The organism is Paracoccus sp. KR1-242, from assembly GCF_049446195.1.
In the GTDB taxonomy this organism is placed as follows: Bacteria; Pseudomonadota; Alphaproteobacteria; order Rhodobacterales; family Rhodobacteraceae; genus Paracoccus; species Paracoccus broussonetiae.
Map to the genome: position 1 here is coordinate 132,761 of NZ_JBMSED010000004.1, position 18,911 is coordinate 151,671.

Genomic DNA, 18,911 nt, shown 5'->3' on the forward strand with positions numbered 1-18,911 from the left:
GTCCGGTCGCCCGCGCTTGCATCCACCGCCCCAAGGGCTATGGCTTGGGCATGTTCGGACTCGACCCCCTGGTTTTCTGGATCGCGATGGCGGTCACGCTGTTTTCCGGCTTCGTGAAGGGCGCCATCGGTTTCGCGATGCCCATGATCATGATGTCGGCGCTCGGCTCGATCCTGAGCGCGCGACAGGCGCTGGCGGCGGTGATCCTGCCGGTGCTGCTGACCAATGTCTGGCAGGCGCTGCGTCAGGGCCCCGGACCGGCCTGGCAGGCGGTCTGCGCCTATCGCTGGCATATCGCGATGGTCGTGCTGTTCATCCCGGTCAGCGCGATGTTCGCGACCCGCGTCCCGCAATGGGTGATGTATGCGCTGCTTGGGGTGCCCATCTCGCTTTTCGCGCTGTGGCAGTTGGCAGGCCGAAGCCTTGCAATTCCCGTCCACCACCGCCGCCGGGTCGAGATCGTGACCGGGATCGTCGGGGGCCTTTACGGCGGCATCTCGGGCATCTGGGGGCCGCCGCTGCTTGTCTATCTGTTGTCGATCCGCGCACCCAAGGATGAACAGATGCGGGCGCAGGGCGTCGTCTTCTGCATCGGAGCGGCGGCGCTGACCGTCTCGCATCTGCAATCGGGGCTGCTGAACCAGCAGACGCTGCCGCTGTCCGCGGTCATCGTGATTCCGGCACTGATCGGGATGTGGCTTGGAAATCTGGCCCATGACCGGCTGGACGTCGCGCAGTTCCGTCGCTGGACGCTGGTCCTGCTGGTGCTGACGGGTCTGAATCTGATGCGTCGCGCGCTGGAACTGATTGGCGCGCCGGTGTAATCCCCAAGGGAACACAGGAGACGACCACATGACCGCAACCCCGGATCCCGCCGACCTGACTGCCCGCCTGATCCGATGCCCCTCGGTGACGCCGGCAGAGGGCGGCGCGCTGGACCTGCTGTCCCAGGAACTGACCGCCGCGGGCTTCGAATGCCACCGCGCGGACCGCAACGGCACGCCGAACCTGTTCGCCCGCTGGGGCGCCAAGGGCGCGGCGCGCAGCTTCGGCTTCAACGGACATACCGATGTCGTGCCGCCGGGCGAGCTGTCCAGCTGGACCCACCCGCCCTTCTCGGGCCATCAGGAAAATGGCTGGATCTGGGGCCGGGGCGCGACCGACATGAAGTCCGGCGTCGCGGCCTTTGTCGCCGCCGCCATCGGCTTCGTGCGCGAATGCCGCCCCGACGGCGCGATCGTGCTGACCATCACCGGGGACGAAGAAGGCGTCAGCCTTGACGGCACCCGCGCCCTGCTGGACTGGATGCGCGAGCATGACGAACGCATGGACGTGTGCATCGTCGGCGAGCCGTCGAACCCCGACCGCATGGGAGAGATGATCAAGATCGGACGCCGCGGCTCGATGACCCTCGACATCGTGGCGCGCGGGGTTCAGGGCCATTCGGCCTATCCGCACCGCGCGCGCAACCCGATCCACGCGCTGGTGCGGTTGCTGAACGAACTGGCTGCCGAACCGCTGGACCACGGGACCGAGCATTTCGACCCTTCGGGCCTGCAGGTCACGACCGTCGATTGCGGCAACCCGGCTTCGAACGTGATCCCCGAACGCGCCAGCGCTCGGATCAACATCCGCTTCAACGACGCGCATACCTCGCACACGCTGGACCGGATGATCCGCGACCGTGCCGCCGGGATCGAGGCCGAGACCGGGGTCGAATTCAACATCGAAACGCAGGTGTCGGGTGAAAGCTTCCTGACCCGCCCCGGCCCCTTCGTCGAGATGGTCCGCGATGTCGTGCGCGACGAAACCGGGCTTGATCCGGCACTGTCGACCTCGGGCGGGACTTCGGACGCGCGTTTCGTCAAGGATCACTGCCCGGTCCTTGAATTCGGCCTTGTCGGCCATTTCATGCATCAGGTGAACGAGCGCGTCCCGGCCGAACAGGTCCGGCAGCTTTCCCGCATCTATCGCCGCATTCTGGAGCGTTACTTCGCATGATCGAACGGACCGAGGATATCGATACCTGCCGCGCCATCCGGCACGAGGTCTTCGTGATCGAGCAATCGGTTCCCGAGGCCGAGGAATGGGACGGCCGCGACGGCGAGGCGATCCATCTGCTGGCGCGCGACGATCAGGGCCGCGCCATCGGCACCGCGCGCATCCTGCTGGTCGGCGAGACGGGCAAGATCGGTCGCGTGGCGGTGCTGCGGTCGGCGCGTGGCACGGGCATGGGCGCCGCCCTGATCCGCGCCGCGCTGGACCAGCTGCGCACCCAGCCCGGCGTCACCCGCGCCAAGCTTGGCGCGCAGACCCATGCGATCGGCTTTTACGAGAAGCTGGGCTTCACCGCCTTCGGGCCGGAATATGACGACGCGGGCATCCCCCACCGCGACATGTCGCGGGAGTTGTGATTGATCCGCCCCGAGCTTGCCGAAAAGCTGCGTCCCTGGACCGAAACCCTTTCGGCGCTTGTTGTGACGGCGTTCGGGATCTGGGTAATCTCGCGGGGCGGCTGGATCTATGGCCCGATCGGCACGCTGATCGGGACGGTTTCCGCCGTCTGGGCGTTGGATGCCCGGCGGCGGATGCGCTTCAGAAGCCACGCCACCGCGCCCGGTCTTGTCGAGCTGGACGAGGGCGCGATCCGCTATCTTTCGCCCGACCGGTTGCTGGGCGGAGAAATCGCATTGCGCGACCTGTCCGAAATCCGGCTGATGCGGCTGAACGGGCGGCTTTACTGGCGGTTGAAAAGTCTTGACGGACAAGCGCTTCTGATCCCCGTCGACGCCAGCGGTACCGAGCTTCTGGCCAGCGCCTTTGCCGCGTTGCCCGACTTTGACCTGGGGCGCGTCTCGGCCGCGCTGGCGACCGAAGGGCCTGCCATTCAGACCCTTTGGCGCAGGCAAGGCCACACGCGCTTGACTTGACGCGCGCAGATTGTCACCTGTGGCGTTCAAGGCAATCTGAAAGGCCACCGATGTCCATTCCACAGCAGGGCGGCGGCCCGATCGAGCGTCCCGAGCAACTGGCAGAGTACATCTCGTCGGGCGAGAAACCCAAGGACAGCTGGCGCATCGGGACCGAGCACGAGAAATTCGGTTATCGCCATTCCGACCTGAAGCCCCTTCCCTATGACGGGCCGCAGGGGACACCCACGGTCAAGGCCATGCTGGAAGGCATCGGCGACCGTTTCGGCTGGACCCCGGTGCGCGAGGGCGAGAACATCATCGGGCTGGAGCGGGACGGCGCCAATGTCAGCCTTGAACCCGGCGGCCAGCTGGAACTGTCTGGCGCACCGGTCGAAACCATCCACCAGACCTGCGACGAGGTGAACGGTCATCTGGCCGAAGTGAAGTCCGTGGCCGATGATCTGGGCGCGGGCTTCATCGGCCTTGGCGCTGCCCCGATCTGGACGCAGGACCAGATGCCGATGATGCCGAAGGGCCGCTATCGGCTGATGACCGACTATATGGGCCGGGTCGGCACGCTGGGCACGCAGATGATGTATCGCACCTGCACGGTGCAGGTGAACCTGGACTTCGCAAGCGAAGCGGACATGGTGCAGAAGCTGCGCGTGGCCTTGGCCCTGCAGCCCATCGCAACCGCCCTTTTCGCCAATTCGCCCTTCCTTGACGGCAAGCCGAACGGGATGAAAAGCTGGCGCGCTCATATCTGGCAGAACCTTGACGACGCACGCACCGGCCTGCTGCCCTTCGCCTTTGAAAGCGGCATGGGGTACGAGGCCTGGGTCGACTATGTCCTGGATGTGCCGATGTACTTCGTCTACCGCGACGGGAAATACATCAACGCGCTTGGGCAAAGCTTCCGCGACTTCATGAAGGGCAAGCTGCCCGCCCTGCCGGGCGAGATTCCGACACTGTCAGACTGGGCGGACCACCTGACCACCGTCTTCCCCGAAGCCCGCGTGAAAAAGTTCATCGAGATGCGCGGTGCCGATGGTGGTCCGTGGCGGCGGCTTTGCGCCCTGCCCGCGCTGTGGGTCGGCCTGATATATGACCAGGGCGCGCTGGACGCCGCATGGGACCTGTGCCGTGGGTGGAGCGCCGAGCAGCGCGACGGCTTGCGCGTCGCGGCCGCGCGCCAAGGGCTTCAGGGCGAGTTCGAGGGGCTTCACCTGCGCGACATCGCGCGCGAGGTGCTGGACATCGCCGAATACGGCCTGAAGACGCGTGCCCGTCCCGGTGCCGGCGGTCTGATCCCGGACGAGACCCATTTCCTGAACGCCCTGCGCGAAAGCGTCGACAGCGGCAAGGTGCCGGCCGACGAATTGCTGGAGAAGTATCACGGAGAATGGGACGGAGATCTGAGCCGGATCTACGCCGACTACTCCTATTGACCAAAGGGGGCCGGGAATTTCCCGGCCCCTTTTCGCATCACGACTGCAATTCGCGGGGCTCGTCCTTGCGACCCTGCATGAACTGGTCGAACTCGGCCTTGTCCTTGGCCTCGCGCAGCTTCTGCAGGAAGTCCAGGAATTCGCGGTGCTCGTCCTCAAGCCGCTTCAGCGTTTCATCGCGATAGGCATCGAAGGCGGCGTTGCCGGTCGGCGCGGAATATCCACGGCTTGCGAAACGGTCATGGCGCGCGTGGTGGTCATGGCGGTGACGGCAGGAAAACATGCGTTTGCTCCAGATCATATAGCCAAGGATGGCAAGGCCCACGGGCCAGAAGAAAACGAAGCCCAGGATCATGGCGACGATCCAGGCCCCCTTGCCGCGTTCGTCCAGCCAGTCCCGGATTCCGGCAAGTGCCGATCCGATCCGGTCCAACACCGACGGTCGCGGGGCGATATAGCTGTTCATTGGCGTCCCTTTCGATGTGAATGTTAATCACATTTACATAAATGGAGACCAAAAGTCACGCTTCAATAGGGTCAGCGAAAAAATCAGGATGTGATGACGCCCAGTCCGCGCAGATAGATCAGCGTACCGCTTTCCAGCATGTCCGAGGGAGAGATGGGAGAGCGTCCACCCGGCTTGCCGCGGCTGAACAGTTCGACAACGCCGTGGCTCAATGCCCAGATGTGATCTGCGGCCATCCCGGCCGGGGGGCGCCGGTCGGCGGGGACGTTCTGGAACAGATCCTCGGCTGCGCGCAGCAGCGTGCCCCGTGCTCGCTCGGCCGCCTGGGTCAGGCCGGAATTGCCGGCAATCGAGATCCCGGATTCGAACATCGCGATGTAATAGCCGCGCCTTTCGGCGGCAAAGGACAGATAGGCCTGCCCCATCGCCAGGAACGCGCCCAGCGGCGTCCGACCCGAGGCCAGCGCGGCCCCAAGCCGGTCGGCAAAATCTTCGAAACCCTGACGGGCAATTTCCTCGACCAGTTCGTCACGGCCGGTGAAATGGCGATAGGGCGCAGCGGCACTGACACCGACCAGTCGCGCCGCCTCGGCCAGGGTAAAGCCCTGAGGACCCTTTTCCTCGATCAGGCGCACGGTCGCTTCGACCAATGCCTGACGCAGGTTTCCGTGGTGATAGGATTCGCGGGCCACGTTCTGGCCCTACATGCCTTCGCCGAAATAATCTCCGACAAGCGCGCTGAGGGCTTCTGCCAGTTCACCGGCCTGCACCCCTCGGGTGGTCACGCGGATCGTGCTGCCACGCGGCGCGGTCAGCATCAGCAGGCCCATGATCGAGTCGCCCGAAACGCTCATCCCGTCTTTTTCGACGGTGGCCTGGGCATCGAATTTCTCGACCGTTTCGACGAATTTCGCGCTGGCCCGCGCGTGCAGGCCCTTTTCGTTAACGATTTTCAGATCGCGGGTCACGGCCCCGTTGCTCATCTCGTTCATGAGGCGGCGCGGTTGGGGACGGGGATGATGTCGGCGGGCAGAACATCGTAGCTGTTGATGTATTTCCGCCCGGCATCCTTGGCGAGGGTCACGGCATCCGCGACCGGAAGTTTGCGGGACTTGGCGAGCTTGACCAGCATCGGCAGGTTCGCGCCATATAGAATGGACCGATTTCGTCGGTGACAGGCCATCAGCGACAGGTTCGAAGGCGAGCCCCCGAAAAGGTCGGTCACGACGACCACCCCGTCCCCGGTATCAACCGAGTCGGCAGCGGCGCAGATTTCCGCCTGCTTTTCGCCGCGATCGTGATTCTCCTCGATCGTCACGGCACGAATTCCCGACTGCGGCCCCACGACATGCTCGACCGCCGAGAGATATTCCCGAGCGAGCCCTCCGTGCGCCACGATGACAATTCCGATCAAATTACCCCACCACGCAAGGTCTGCCGTCAAAGCTACGCCGAGACCGCGTGATGGTCTGGTGTCAGACCATCTTCCGCAGGTGCCGGCGCCTTCTCACGGCGTTCAAGTTCCCTATGTCTAATTGACACCTGCCAGCCAGCTTTCGCAAGCGCGTCTGCCATTTTTTCGGCCAATGTGACGGAACGATGTTGCCCTCCGGTGCACCCGAAACCGATTACCAGGTGCGCCTTACCTTCATCTAGATGGGCAGGGAGCGCGAAAAGTACAAGATCGCGCACCTTTTCGAAGAATTCCGCGAATCGGGGATCGGCCGTCACATAGGCCTGAACCGCCGGATCGCGCCCATCCAGCGGTCTCAATCCCGGCTCCCAATGTGGGTTCGACAGAAAGCGGCAATCGAACATCATGTCGACGCCGCGCGGAACCCCGCGTTTATAGGAAAAGGATTGGACCGACACGGTCAGCCGGCGCCCCGGATCGACATCGAACCAGCGCGCCAGTTCCGCCTTCAGATCGTGCGGTGACAGCTCCGACGTATCGACCAGAACATCCGCGCGCGAGCGTACGGCGGCCAGCATGTCGCGTTCCGCCATGATGGCGTCCAGCGGCGCGCCTTCGCTGCGCAGGGGATGGCGGCGCCGGGTTTCATTGAACCGTCGCAAAAGCTGCTCGGTCGAGCAGTCAAGGAACAGCACCTCGGGTTCATAATCGGGAAGCCGGGTCAGCCGATCGATAAGTTCGATCACGTTCGCGGCAGAGAAGTCGCGGTTGCGGACATCCAGCCCCAGCGCCAGCGGCACACCGCGCGCGGGCCCGTCCAGAAGACGCGGGACCAGCGATAGCGGCAGGTTGTCGATGGCCTCATAGCCAAGATCCTCAAGAACATCGATGGCCGTCGACCGCCCTGCCCCGGAGGGTCCGGTGACAAGAACGACGCGCTGGGTCTGTTCTTCGGGTTTCGCGGTCTGGTTCATGACAATCTTCGCGTGCTTCGTGAAAAGCGGCTTCCCTCAAGGGGGCGGCACATATGCGTCGGGGTCAAGCCTCGTCGCGATCCGCGCGCCCGGCCACAAGATATTGTCGCAGGACAGATGCAAGATGACCACGCCCCTGCCCAAGGACAAGGGGCAGGTCGACCCCAAGCACGGCAAGGTGACGACGGGGCGGCAGGCGTTCGGGCTCGGCCCGGTCCATGTCCACCGCCAGGGTCAGTTCAACCGCACCGGCATAGTCGGCGGCAAGGATGCCGACGCCCCGCGCCTCGATCCGGCCGCGGATCGCCTCGGGGCAATCCGCGATCAGTCGCCCCTGCTGAAGGCAGACCCGCGTCCGGTCATCGGCGACCAGCACGCCCCCCAGTGCCATCAGAGACAGCGCAAGGCTGGACTTGCCCGAACCCGATGCGCCGAGAATCAGCAGGCCCCGACCCGAGACTTCCACGGACGAGGCATGAAGGATCACGGCGTCACTGTCGGTCATAGTTGAAACTATTTCTCCGGTCAGGTGAAAAACCCCGCAGGACGGCGACTTGACGCCCTGCCTTAACCCCAAGTGTAGACGAATGTTGGCGCGAACACTCGCTGGTTGCGCTAAACCCGCTCCCATGCCCGGTTTCGTCACGCGATTGCCATGCTATAGCACGGGGCAACGGCCGGTCCTGCCGGCCCGTCGATCATCAGGAGCTTTCAGGACATGTCCGACCCGCGCGTAAATCCGAATTGCCGTCTCGAAGATCAAGGGATCACGGGGCTTGGCAATGTCTATTACAACCTGCTGGAGCCTGCCCTGATCGAGGCCGCCGTCGCGCGCGGTGAAGGCAAGCTGGGTCTGGGCGGCACGTTCCTTGTGTCGACCGGCGCCCATACCGGGCGTTCGCCCAAGGACAAGTTCGTCGTGCGCACCCCCTCGGTCGAGAATTCGATCTGGTGGGAAAACAACAAGCCCATGGATCCCGAGGCCTTCGACCGCCTTCATGCCGACATGCTCGCGCACATGAAGGGCAAGGACTACTACGTTCAGGACCTGTTCGGCGGCGCCGATCCCGCGCTGCGCCTTGACGTGCGCCTTGTGACCGAGATGGCCTGGCACAGCCTGTTCATCCGTCACCTGCTGCGCCGCCCCGAGGCGGCCGAGCTGGCCAGCTTCGCGCCGGAATTCACCATCATCAACTGCCCGACCTTCAAGGCCGACCCGGCCCGTCACGGCTGCCGTTCGGAAACCGTGATCGCGCTGAACTTCGACAAGAAGCTGATCCTGATCGGCAACACCGCCTATGCGGGCGAGAACAAGAAGTCGGTCTTCACGCTGCTGAACTATATCCTGCCGGAAAAAGGCGTGATGCCGATGCACTGCTCGGCAAACCACGCGATCGGCAACCCGGATGACGCGGCGATCTTCTTCGGCCTGTCGGGCACCGGCAAGACCACGCTGTCGGCCGATCCCTCGCGCACGCTGATCGGCGATGACGAACATGGCTGGTCGGATCACGGCATCTTCAACTTCGAAGGTGGCTGCTACGCCAAGACCATCAACCTGTCTGCCGAGGCCGAGCCGGAAATCTATGCGACCTGCTTCAACTTCGGCACCGTGATCGAGAACATGGTCTTCGATCCCGACACGCTGGAGCTGGATTTCGAGGACAACTCGATCACCGACAACATGCGCTGCGCCTATCCGCTGGACCAGATCTCGAACGCGTCCGAGACCTCGCTGGGCGGCATGCCGAAGAACGTGATCATGCTGACCTGCGACGCTTATGGCGTCCTGCCGCCGATCGCGCGTCTGACGCCGGCACAGGCCATGTACCACTTCCTGTCGGGCTTCACCTCGAAGACGCCGGGAACCGAGGTGGGCGTCGTCGAGCCGACCCCGACCTTCTCGACCTGCTTCGGCGCACCCTTCATGCCGCGCCGCCCGGAAGTCTATGGCAAGCTGCTGCAGGACAAGATCAACGCGACCGGCGCGAATTGCTGGCTGGTGAACACCGGTTGGACCGGCGGCGCCTTCGGCACCGGCAAGCGCATGCCGATCAAGGCGACCCGCGCGCTGCTGACCGCGGCGCTGGACGGATCGCTGAACAAGGTCGAGTTCCGCAAGGATCCGAATTTCGGCTTCGAGGTTCCGGTTTCGGTCCCCGGTGTCGAGGACAAGCTGCTGGACCCGCGCCAGACCTGGGCCGATACCTCGGCCTATGACGCGCAGGCGAAGAAACTGGTCGGGATGTTCAGCGACAATTTCGCCCAGTATGCCGACAAGATTGACGCCGACGTCCGCGCCGCAGCGATCGGCTGATCTTTCCGGACCAGCGGGGGCGCGGCCCCCGCACCCCCGGGGTATTTTCGAAACAGTGAAAAAGGCGGGTGCCATCGGCCCCGCCTTTCTTCATTTCAGGCTGCGCAGGCCTAGCGTTCGCGGCGGATGCGGCGACGTTTCTGCGCGCGCTTGACCTCGGACAGGCGCGATTGCGTGGCGCGGCGCCGTTGCGGCCCCTTGCCACCGCGACCAGCGCCCCCTTGGGGCAGCGGCCGCCCCTCGACCTCAAGCAATTCCAGCATCAGGCCGCCAGTCGTGGGCACGGCTTCCGAAAGACGCACGGTGACGCGCTGACCGATGCCGATTTCCAGCCCGGTTTCCGATCCCATCAGGATCTGAGCCTCGGGGTCATAGTGGAAATATTCCCGTCCGATCTCGCGGATGGGCAGAAGGCCGTCGGCACCGGTTTCATCCAGACGGATGAAGGCGCCGAACTTTTGCACCCCGCTGACGCGCCCGGTGAACTCGGCCCCCACGCGGTCGGCAAGATAAGCGGCAAGGTAACGGTCGGTCGTATCGCGTTCCGCCGCCATCGAGCGACGCTCGCTGTCAGAGATCTGCTTCGCCGTCTCGCTGAGATTTTCGATATCCCAGGCTGACAGGCCGTCGTCGCCCCATTTATGGCCGAGGATCAGCGCACGGTGGACGATCAGGTCCGAATAGCGCCGGATGGGTGAGGTGAAATGCGCATAGGAGCGCAGCGCCAACCCGAAATGGCCATAATTCTCGGGGTGGTAATAGGCCTGCTGCATGGAGCGCAGCGCGGTCATGTTGATCAGCTCGTCGAAATCGGACCCCTCGGCCTGTTCCAGCAGCCGGTTCAGGTGGCGCGTCTGCAACACCTGCCCCTTGGCCAGCGTGAACCCCGACGCCTCGGCGACCTCGCGCAGCGCATCCAGCTTTTCCGCCGAGGGCTCCTCGTGCACGCGATACAGCAGCGGCCGGCGCAGGCGTTCGAGTTCCTCGGCGGCGGCGACATTGGCCAGGACCATGAATTCCTCGATCAGCCGGTGGGCGTCGAAGCGTTCGCGGAAATTCACCGACTTCACCCGCCCGTCCGGGGTCAGGATGATCTTGCGTTCGGGCAGATCCAGTTCCAGCGGCTGGCGACGGTCCCGCGCGGCCTTGAGCAGCGCATAGGCATGCCAGAGCGGCCGGATGACGCTGTCCAGAAGCGGAGCCGTGGCATCGTCCGGGTTCCCGTCCGCCGCCGCCTGCGCCTGTTCATAGCTGAGGCTGGCGGCGGAATGCATCATGCCGCGATGGAAGCTGTGGCTGACCTTGTTGCCCTGCGCGTCAAGCCGCATCCTGACCGCGATGACGGGGCGATCCACCCCTTCATGCAGCGAACACAGGTCGCCCGACAGGATGTCCGGAAGCATCGGCACGACGCGGTCGGGGAAATAGGTCGAGTTGCCGCGCTTTCGCGCCTCGCGGTCAAGTGCCGAGTTCGGGCGGACGTAATGCGCCACATCGGCGATGGCGACCCAGATATCGGCCCCGCCATCCTCGCGGATCTCGGCCGCGACGGCATCGTCATGGTCGCGTGCATCCGAAGGGTCGATTGTGACCAGCGGCAGGTGGCGCAGATCCTCGCGACCTTTCATGGTCGCGGGCTTGGCGGCATCGGCCTCGGCAATGACTTCGTCGGGGAAGTCATCGGGGATGCCGTGCTGATGGATCGCGATCAGGCTGACCGCACGCGGGGCCGAGGGATCGCCCAGGCGTTCCAGGATGCGCGCGACGGGCAGGCCCATGCGACCGCGCGGACCGATCTGCTCAGCCTCGACCAACTCGCCATTCTGGGCGCCGTGAATCTCATGCGGCGGGACCTGCCATTCCTTGTCCTGGCCCTTGTCGATGGGCAAGATGCGCCCGCCAGCCTCTGGACTGGCCGAATTGCGGCGGAAGATGCCGACAAGCCGGTGCTGCGTCGTGCCGATGCGGCGGATCAGGCGGGCCTGATACTGGTGGTCTTCGCCCTGCACCTCGATCAGGCGGGCCAGGATACGCTCGCCCGGGGCGGTCGCCGGATCGGATTTCAGCGCCGCGTATAGGATGCGCGGCATCGGGCCGTCGCCCTGCCATTCCATCGGCTTTGCGAAAATGTCGCCGTCCTTGTCGGGCGGTAGAAGCTGGATGACGGTGACCGGCGGCAGACGCTCGGCATCGTGATAATGGCGGCGGCGACGCTCCAGCAGGCCCTCGGCCTCAAGCTCCTTCAACAGGCGCTTCAGCTCGATCCGGGCGGCGCCCTTGATGCCGAAGGCCTTGGCGATGTCGCGTTTCGCAGTGGCGTCCGGGTGCGCGTGCACCCAGTCGAGAATCTCTTGTCGGGAAGGTAGCTGTGCCATGCCCGCAGGCTAGCACGCGCCCTGTCCGGGCGGCAGGGGCAAAATCAGGCGGCGTCGGGCAGCCGCACGAAGCGCGCAGCGTCGCGGACAACCGGGCCGGCAGTCGCGCCGCCATCCAGATGCTGGACGAAATCCTGCCGCATCCGCGGGGTCCAGAAGGCGTTGATATGCGCGGCCACGGCCTCGGCCGCGCCGCCGCCGGGCTGGCTTTCGAAGAACTGGGCCATCTGGGTGGCCATGCGGATCAGCTTGTCATCGTTGCTATGGGACATCTTGCCTCAGCTTCCGGCGATGCGCCGGGGATGGGTATAAAGTTCGAAACTGTCGCCGCGCGCGCGGGCGATCAGGGTGATGCCGGCTTCCTCGGCCCAGGTCAGAGCCAGAGCCGTGGGCGCGCTGGCACCGATCAGCACGGGCGCGCCGATCCGGGCAGCTTTCTGCACCAGATCCACCGACAGGCGCGAGGACATGACGATGGCGCCCTGCCCCGCATCGCGGCCCTGCCGGGCCAGCGCCCCGGCCAGCTTGTCCAGCGCATTGTGGCGTCCGACATCCTCGCGCACGGTGATCCGGCTGCCATCCCAGAAGCCCGCACCGTGAATCGCGGGCGTGGCGCGGCGCAGAACCTGTCCCGCAGCCAGCGCAGAAATCGCGCGGCCCACCGCCTCGGGTGGCATGGTCCAGTCCGAGGTGACGGGCACGACCGCAGGCAGGGCAGCCTCGATGCTGTCGACGCCGCAAAGGCCGCAGCCGACCGGGCCGACGGTGCTGCGCCGCCGTTTGGCCAGGCCCGCGGCCAGCCCCGGCCGCAGCCAAAGCCGCGCTTCAAGCGCGGGATGGCCGCCGACATGGACTGGCTCTTCCTCGAACCCGGTCACGTCGGCCAATAAGGCGATCAGCCCTTCGGTCAGGGCAAAGCCCATGGCGAAGTCCTGCAGGTCGGCGGGGGTCGACATCAGCACGGCCTGCGACACACCGTCGATGACGATCGCCACCGGGCATTCCTCGGGGCTGGGACCGGGCGGTTCCTGCTGCCAGCCGCCCTTTTCCCAGCGCACCGCGCGCGGGACAAGATCCTTCATGCGCGCGTCACTCGGCGGCTTCGGGCAGGATGCGGCGGGCGCGTTCGGAATGGTTTCGATACTCCTGTTGCCAATCCGACGGACCGTTCGAGGGGCTGACCTGCACCGCGGTCACCTTGAACTCGGGACAGTTGGTGGCCCAGTCGGAATTGTCTGTGGTCACCACATTGGCCTGAGTCGTCGGGTGATGGAAGGTGGTATAGACCACGCCCGGCGCAACCCGTTCGGTCAACAGCGCCCGCAGCGTGGTTTCGCCCGAACGGGACGCCACCCGCACCCAGTCCCCGTCCCGCACGCCCCGGTTCTCGGCATCCGAGGGGTGGATCTCAAGAATATCCTCTCCGTGCCAGACCAGGTTGTCGGTGCGGCGGGTCTGCGCGCCGACGTTGTACTGCGACAGGATCCGTCCGGTCGTCAGCAGCAAGGGGAAGCGCGCGCCGGTCCGTTCCTCGGTCGCGACATATTCCGTATGGATGAAGCGACCCTTGCCGCGCACGAAGCCGTCGACATGCATCAACGGCGTGCCCAGCGGTGCGCTGTCGTTGCAGGGCCATTGCACCGAACCTTCGCGGTCCAGAAGATCATAGCTGACGCCGGCAAAGCTGGGGGTCGTCATCGCGATCTCGGCCATGATCTCGCGCGGGTGGGTATAGGTCCAATGCGCGCCCATCGCATTGGCCAGCATCTGGGTGATCTCCCAATCCTCATGCCCGTTCTTCGGCGTCATCGCGCGGCGCACCATGTTGATGCGGCGTTCGGCATTGGTGAAGGTGCCGTCTTTTTCCAGGAAGGAAGAACCCGGCAGGAAGACATGGGCATAGTTCGAGGTCTCGTTCAGGAACAGGTCCTGCACAATGACGATGTCCATGGCCGACAAGGCCGAGGTGACGTGCTTGGTATCCGGGTCGGACTGAACGATATCCTCGCCCTGGCAGTAAAGGCCGCGGAAGCGACCGGCCAAGGCCTCGTCGAACATGTTCGGGATGCGCAGACCCGGCTCGGGCGACAGCTCGACCCCCCAGGCGCGTTCATAGATTTCGCGCGCGGCCGGGTCCGAGACATGGCGATAGCCCGGATATTCGTGCGGGAAACTGCCCATGTCGCAGGAACCCTGGACGTTGTTCTGGCCGCGCAGCGGGTTCACCCCGGTGCCCGGCTGGCCGATATTGCCGGTCAGCATGGCAAGGTTCGCGATGGCCATCACGGTGGTCGAGCCTTGCGAATGCTCGGTCACGCCCAGGCCATAGAAGATGCTGGCGCGCGGTGCGGCGGCATAGGCACGGGCAGCGGCGCGGATCTTTTCGGCCGGGACCTTGCTGAGCTTCTCGACTTCCTCGGGCGAGTGGCGCGGATCCAGAAGGAATTCGGAATAGGCCAGGAATTCATCCCAGTCGCAGCGTTCGCGGATGAAAGCCTCGTCATACAGCTTCTCGGCCACGATCACATGCGCGATCGAGGTGATGACGGCGACGTTTGTGCCCGGGCGCAGCGGCAAGTGCATGCCCATTCCCATATGCGGGGTCTTGAGCAGGTCGATCTCGCGCGGGTCAAGGACGATCAGCCCCGCCCCCTGCCGCAGCCGCTTGCGCAGGCGCGAGGCAAAGACCGGATGCCCGTCGGTCGGGTTCGCGCCGATGACCAGCGCCAGGTCGGTATCCTCGACCGAATCGAAGTCATGCGTCCCCGCCGAGGTGCCGAAGGTCGCGCCCAGCCCATAGCCGGTCGGCGAATGGCAGACGCGCGCGCAAGTATCGGTGTTGTTCGTGCCAAAGACCGCGCGGGCCAGTTTCTGGACCAGATAGGTCTCTTCGTTCGTGCAGCGGGACGAGGTGATGACGCCGATCGAATCCCGGCCGTGGTCAGCCTGCGCCCGGTGCAGGCGCTCGGACGCGAAGTCCAGCGCCTCCTGCCACGAGACGACGCGCCAGGGATCGGTGATCTTCGCGCGCACCATCGGTTCCAGCTTGCGGTCCTGGTGCGTGGCATAGCCCCAGGCGAAGCGCCCCTTGACGCAGCTATGGCCGCGGTTCGCCTTGCCATCCTTGCTGGGAACCATGCGCACGACCTCTTCGCCGCGCATATGCGCGTCGAAGGAACAGCCGACGCCGCAATAGGCGCAGGTGGTCTTCACGACATGCTCGGGCGTGCCGATCTCGATCACCTTGTTCTCGATCAGGGTCGCGGTCGGGCAGACCTGCACGCAGGCCCCGCAGCTGACACAATCCGAGCTGAGGAAGCTGTCCGACCCCATCCCGGCCGAAACGCGGCTGTCAAAGCCCCGCCCTTCGATCGTCAGGGCAAAGGTGCCCTGCACTTCCTCGCAGGCGCGGACGCAGCGCGAACAGACGATGCATTTGGCCGGGTCGAAGGTGAAATAGGGGTTCGACTCGTCCTTGGGCCGGTATTCGGGGTTTGGCCCCTCGGCATCGCGACGGGCGAAGTGGTTCGCGCCGGGTTCATAGCGGACCTCGCGCAGGCCGACGGCCCCCGCCATGTCCTGCAGTTCGCAATCGCCATTGGCCGCGCAGGTCAGACAGTCCAGCGGGTGGTCGCTGATATACAGCTCCATCACGCCCTTGCGGATCTTCGCGACATCCTCGGTCTGGGTATGGACGACCATCCCCTCGGCGACCGGGGTCGTGCAGGACGCGGGGGTGCCGCGCATCCCGTCGATCTGGACGACGCACAGCCGGCACGAGCCGAAGGCGCTGACGTGATCGGTCGCGCAAAGCTTCGGCACCGTGATCCCGGCGACGGCCGCGGCGCGCATCACGCTGGTGCCATAGGGCACCGCCACGGCGATCCCGTCGACGGTCAGGTTGACGGTCACATCCGACTTTGCGGCCGGAGTGCCATAATCACGGTCGGGAATGATGAAGTCTTTCATTCTGCGGCCTCCTTGCGGGGTTCGTTGCGCCCGCTGAATTCGTCTGGGAAATGGGTCAGCGCGGACATGACGGGGAATGGCGCAAAGCCCCCCAGCGCGCAAAGCGAACCCCATTTCATCGTGTTGCACAGGTCCTTCAGGATCTCGACCCCGTCACTGTCGCCCGCGGCGATCCGGTCGATCGTCTCGACCCCACGGACCGATCCGATGCGGCATGGCGTGCATTTCCCGCAGCTTTCGACCGCGCAGAACTCCATCGCAAAACGCGCAAGTTTCAGCATGTCGGCGGTGTCGTCGAAGACGGTGATCCCGGCATGGCCCAGCAGCCCGTCACGGCCCGCCAGTTCCTCATAGCCGAAAGGCACGTCGAAATCCTTCGCGGGGATATAGGCCCCCAGCGGCCCGCCCACCTGCGCGGCCTTGACCGGGCGACCGCTGGCAGTGCCGCCGCCGACCTCCTCGATGATCTCGGCCAGCGTCATGCCGAAGGCCGCCTCGAAAAGGCCGCCGTGACGGACATTGCCCGAGATCTGGATCGGAATCGTCCCCTTGGACCGCCCGATGCCAAGCTTGGCGTATTCCTCGCCACCATTGGCCAGGATCCAGGGCACCGTCGCCAGCGAAACCAGGTTGTTCACCACCGTCGGCCGGCCAAGGAAACCTTCAAGCGCGGGGATCGGGGGCTTTGCCCGCACCGTGCCGCGCTTGCCTTCCAGGCTGTTCAGCAGGCTCGTTTCCTCGCCACAGACATAAGCGCCCGCCCCGACGCGAACCTCCATGTCGAACGCATATTCCGACCCAAGGACAGACTCGCCCAGGACACCGCCCCGTCGCGCAAGCGCAATCGCCGCCTCGGTCACGCGGATCGCGTCAGGATATTCGCTGCGGCAATAGACATAGCCCTGGGTCGCACCCACGGCGATACCTGCGATCGCCATGCCCTCGATCAGGGTCAGGGGATCGCCCTCCATCAGCATGCGGTCGGCAAAGCTGCCACTATCGCCTTCATCCGCGTTGCAGACGATGTATTTCTGCGAAGCCTTCGCGCCAGCGACAGTCTTCCACTTGATCCCGGTCGGGAAACCCGCGCCACCCCGGCCGCGCAGGCCAGACTGGATCAGATCCTCGACCACGGCGGAGGGGCCGATATCGATGGCGCGCCGCAAGCCGGCCAGACCACCATTCGCCTCATACTCGGTCAGCGACAGGGGGTCGATCACACCGACACGGGCAAAGGTCAGCCGCGACTGCGCCTTCATCCAGGGCAATTCCTCGACCGGTCCCAGCGCCAGCGGATGCGCCGCGCCAATGCGGATCGCCTCGACCAGGCCCGGCACGTCATCGGGGTCGACCGGACCAAAGCCCAGGCGCACGCCATCCCGTTCGATCTCAACCAGCGGCTCAAGCCAGATCATGCCGCGCGTGCCATTGCGGGTGATCGTCGTCCCCGGCAATTCCCGTGCAAGTGCGGCTGCCACGTCATCCGCACCCAGTGCCTTCGCGGCGGCGTCAAGCGGAACCCAGACCCTCATGCACCCGCCTCCGTCACCAGCCGCTGCACCTTGGCAAGATTGGCCCGTCCGACCAGCTTGTCGCCCATCTGCGCTGACGGCGCACAGGCGCAAAGCCCAAGGCAGAAGACCGGTTCCAGCGTCAGCCGGCCATCCGGCGTCGTCTCGTGGAAATCGATCCCCAGCGCCGCGCGGACCTGATCGGCCAGCGCATCGGCACCCATCGACTGACAGGCTTCCGCCCGGCACAAGCGCAGCACATGCCGCCCCGAGGGGTGATCGCGGAAATCGTGATAGAAGCTGACGACGCCATGCACCTCGGCCCGCGTCATCCCCAATGCCTGGGCGATGACCGGTTCGGATTCCTCGGGAACAAAGCCCCATTCATGTTGGATATCATGCAGGATCGGCAGCAACGGCCCTTCGCGATCCTTGTGAAGATTGATGATCGCGTCGAGACGTTCGCGGAAATCAGCGGAAATCGCTGGATTAGTCATGGCTGGGTCGGGTCCGGGCTCTATTCCTGTCTACACCAAGATTAGGGCCGCTCAATAGTCATAACAATATCAAAGTCCCGTCTATTGATTGGACTTTTCTATCATATCCGCCGATCTCAACAGGGCCTCGACCAAGGGCGGGTGCGGTTCGCGCCGCGCGGTGACAAGGCCGACCATATGCCCCTCGCCGACCAGATCGCGCGCGCCCACGCCTTCGGGCAAGGGCAGGCCACGGGCCAGACTGCGCGGCAGGATCGCCGCCCAGTCACCGGTCGCCACATGCGACAGGATCGCCAGCATCGACGTCGATTCCACCCGCGGCAAAGCGTCCGATCCCGCCTCGACCAGGTGGCGGGTGACGATGCGGCGGTTCTGCATGTCGGGGGTCAGCAGGCACAGCGGACGTTCGGCCGCCTCGGCCCAGTCCACCGGGCCTTGCGAGACATCGCGCGAGATCAGGCAATAGGTCTCGCGATACAAAGGCAGACTCTGCACCCGGCCCAGCGGCTCGCTGTCCAGATAGGTGACGCCGGCATCCAGCTCCAGCGCCTCGATCTGCTCGCGAATCTCGTCCGAGGACCGCGACAGGATCGACACCCGCGCCTCGGGATGGCGGCGCAGGAAAGGTCCGGTCAGCTCGGCGATGCGGGGCATTGCGGTGGGGATCACGCCCAGCCGCAGCAACCCGGTCACGCCCTTGCGACTGGCCTGCATCTCGGCCTGCAGGGCGCGGGCATCGCCGACGATGCGTCGCGCCCAGCCGAGGACGCGCTCGCCCTCGGGCGTCAGTCCCTGAAAGCGGGAACCGCGCCGGACGAGCTGGACGCCCAGCTGCTCCTCAAGCGCACGGATCGCGGATGACAGGGTGGGCTGGGTGATGCCCAGCACTTCGGCCGCGCGGCCGAAATGCTTCTCGCGGGCAAGGACCATGAACATCGACAGCTTGTCGATCACAAGTCGCGCCCTCCCCGGCCGCGCCCACTCTCACCGTTTCCGAAATACCCCGGGGTCCGGGGCAGAGCCCCGGT

The 18,911-nt window shown here is 65.2% G+C and carries 19 protein-coding genes; 6 read left to right on the forward strand and 13 right to left on the reverse strand.

Annotated elements, in window-relative coordinates; translation table 11 throughout:
* Positions 1-50 precede the first annotated feature (50 nt).
* Genes ACO2Q4_RS07815 through ACO2Q4_RS07835 form a run of 5 tightly spaced genes read left to right on the forward strand, consistent with a single transcriptional unit; the run spans position 51 to position 4,360 of the window.
* Entirely contained in the window at positions 51-824 is a 774-nt protein-coding gene (locus tag ACO2Q4_RS07815; RefSeq protein WP_423318466.1) for a sulfite exporter TauE/SafE family protein, read from the forward strand.
* A 28-nt stretch (positions 825-852) separates the two neighbouring features.
* On the forward strand, positions 853-2,001 hold the full coding sequence (gene dapE, locus ACO2Q4_RS07820; protein WP_395132839.1) for a succinyl-diaminopimelate desuccinylase: 1,149 nt from the start codon (positions 853-855) through the stop codon (positions 1,999-2,001).
* The gene (locus ACO2Q4_RS07825) at positions 1,998-2,414 is read left to right on the forward strand and encodes a GNAT family N-acetyltransferase (RefSeq protein WP_395132837.1); all 417 of its coding nucleotides are present in this window, start codon (positions 1,998-2,000) and stop codon (positions 2,412-2,414) included. The genes dapE and ACO2Q4_RS07825 overlap by 4 nt, the downstream gene beginning before the upstream one ends.
* Positions 2,415-2,930, forward strand: coding sequence for a hypothetical protein (locus tag ACO2Q4_RS07830; RefSeq protein WP_423318468.1), 516 nt, complete (start codon positions 2,415-2,417; stop codon positions 2,928-2,930).
* A 50-nt stretch (positions 2,931-2,980) separates the two neighbouring features.
* A complete protein-coding gene (locus ACO2Q4_RS07835; RefSeq protein WP_423318470.1) occupies positions 2,981-4,360 on the forward strand; it encodes a glutamate--cysteine ligase in 1,380 nt (459 codons plus the stop codon).
* A 37-nt stretch (positions 4,361-4,397) separates the two neighbouring features.
* On the opposite strand, the gene ACO2Q4_RS07840 is transcribed toward ACO2Q4_RS07835, so the two are convergent.
* The 6 genes from ACO2Q4_RS07840 to ACO2Q4_RS07865 all read right to left on the reverse strand — a co-directional run bounded on the left by ACO2Q4_RS07840 (position 4,398) and on the right by ACO2Q4_RS07865 (position 7,719).
* Positions 4,398-4,826 (reverse strand): DUF2852 domain-containing protein, encoded by a 429-nt coding sequence (locus tag ACO2Q4_RS07840; protein ID WP_423318472.1) that lies wholly within the window; start codon positions 4,824-4,826, stop codon positions 4,398-4,400.
* Positions 4,827-4,909: 83 nt separating this feature from the next.
* The gene (locus tag ACO2Q4_RS07845) at positions 4,910-5,518 is read right to left on the reverse strand and encodes a TetR/AcrR family transcriptional regulator (RefSeq protein WP_423318473.1); all 609 of its coding nucleotides are present in this window, start codon (positions 5,516-5,518) and stop codon (positions 4,910-4,912) included.
* Positions 5,519-5,527: 9 nt separating this feature from the next.
* Positions 5,528-5,818: an HPr family phosphocarrier protein gene (locus tag ACO2Q4_RS07850; protein WP_311758620.1), complete on the reverse strand. Its 291-nt coding sequence runs from the start codon at positions 5,816-5,818 to the stop codon at positions 5,528-5,530.
* A complete protein-coding gene (locus ACO2Q4_RS07855) occupies positions 5,815-6,240 on the reverse strand; it encodes a PTS sugar transporter subunit IIA (RefSeq protein ID WP_311758619.1) in 426 nt (141 codons plus the stop codon). Before ACO2Q4_RS07855 ends, ACO2Q4_RS07850 begins: the two co-directional genes overlap by 4 nt.
* A 32-nt stretch (positions 6,241-6,272) precedes the next feature.
* Positions 6,273-7,214 carry an RNase adapter RapZ gene (gene rapZ / locus ACO2Q4_RS07860; protein ID WP_423318476.1) on the reverse strand — a complete coding sequence of 314 codons (942 nt, stop codon included), beginning with the start codon at positions 7,212-7,214 and terminating at the stop codon, positions 6,273-6,275.
* Between the two features lie 64 nt (positions 7,215-7,278).
* Complete coding sequence (locus tag ACO2Q4_RS07865; RefSeq protein ID WP_423318478.1) at positions 7,279-7,719, reverse strand: HPr kinase/phosphorylase; 441 nt, start codon at positions 7,717-7,719, stop codon at positions 7,279-7,281.
* Positions 7,720-7,932: 213 nt separating this feature from the next.
* Here ACO2Q4_RS07865 and ACO2Q4_RS07870 point away from each other — a divergent pair, with 213 nt between their 5' ends.
* Positions 7,933-9,531, forward strand: coding sequence for a phosphoenolpyruvate carboxykinase (locus ACO2Q4_RS07870; protein ID WP_311758616.1), 1,599 nt, complete (start codon positions 7,933-7,935; stop codon positions 9,529-9,531).
* A gap of 110 nt (positions 9,532-9,641) precedes the next feature.
* Here ACO2Q4_RS07870 and rnr read toward each other — a convergent pair whose 3' ends face one another.
* The 7 genes from rnr to ACO2Q4_RS07905 all read right to left on the reverse strand — a co-directional run bounded on the left by rnr (position 9,642) and on the right by ACO2Q4_RS07905 (position 18,837).
* Entirely contained in the window at positions 9,642-11,906 is a 2,265-nt protein-coding gene (rnr, locus tag ACO2Q4_RS07875; RefSeq protein ID WP_423318480.1) for a ribonuclease R, read from the reverse strand.
* Positions 11,907-11,950: 44 nt separating this feature from the next.
* Positions 11,951-12,178 carry a formate dehydrogenase subunit delta gene (locus ACO2Q4_RS07880; RefSeq protein ID WP_311758614.1) on the reverse strand — a complete coding sequence of 76 codons (228 nt, stop codon included), beginning with the start codon at positions 12,176-12,178 and terminating at the stop codon, positions 11,951-11,953.
* 6 nt (positions 12,179-12,184) lie between these two features.
* A complete protein-coding gene (gene fdhD / locus ACO2Q4_RS07885) occupies positions 12,185-12,988 on the reverse strand; it encodes a formate dehydrogenase accessory sulfurtransferase FdhD (protein ID WP_423318482.1) in 804 nt (267 codons plus the stop codon).
* Positions 12,989-12,995: 7 nt separating this feature from the next.
* Complete coding sequence (fdhF, locus tag ACO2Q4_RS07890) at positions 12,996-15,875, reverse strand: formate dehydrogenase subunit alpha (RefSeq protein WP_423318484.1); 2,880 nt, start codon at positions 15,873-15,875, stop codon at positions 12,996-12,998.
* Complete coding sequence (locus ACO2Q4_RS07895; RefSeq protein WP_395132823.1) at positions 15,872-17,407, reverse strand: formate dehydrogenase beta subunit; 1,536 nt, start codon at positions 17,405-17,407, stop codon at positions 15,872-15,874. Before ACO2Q4_RS07895 ends, fdhF begins: the two co-directional genes overlap by 4 nt.
* The gene (locus tag ACO2Q4_RS07900) at positions 17,404-17,883 is read right to left on the reverse strand and encodes a formate dehydrogenase subunit gamma (protein WP_311758610.1); all 480 of its coding nucleotides are present in this window, start codon (positions 17,881-17,883) and stop codon (positions 17,404-17,406) included. Before ACO2Q4_RS07900 ends, ACO2Q4_RS07895 begins: the two co-directional genes overlap by 4 nt.
* An 81-nt stretch (positions 17,884-17,964) precedes the next feature.
* Complete coding sequence (locus tag ACO2Q4_RS07905; RefSeq protein WP_423318486.1) at positions 17,965-18,837, reverse strand: LysR family transcriptional regulator; 873 nt, start codon at positions 18,835-18,837, stop codon at positions 17,965-17,967.
* Positions 18,838-18,911: the final 74 nt, after the last annotated feature.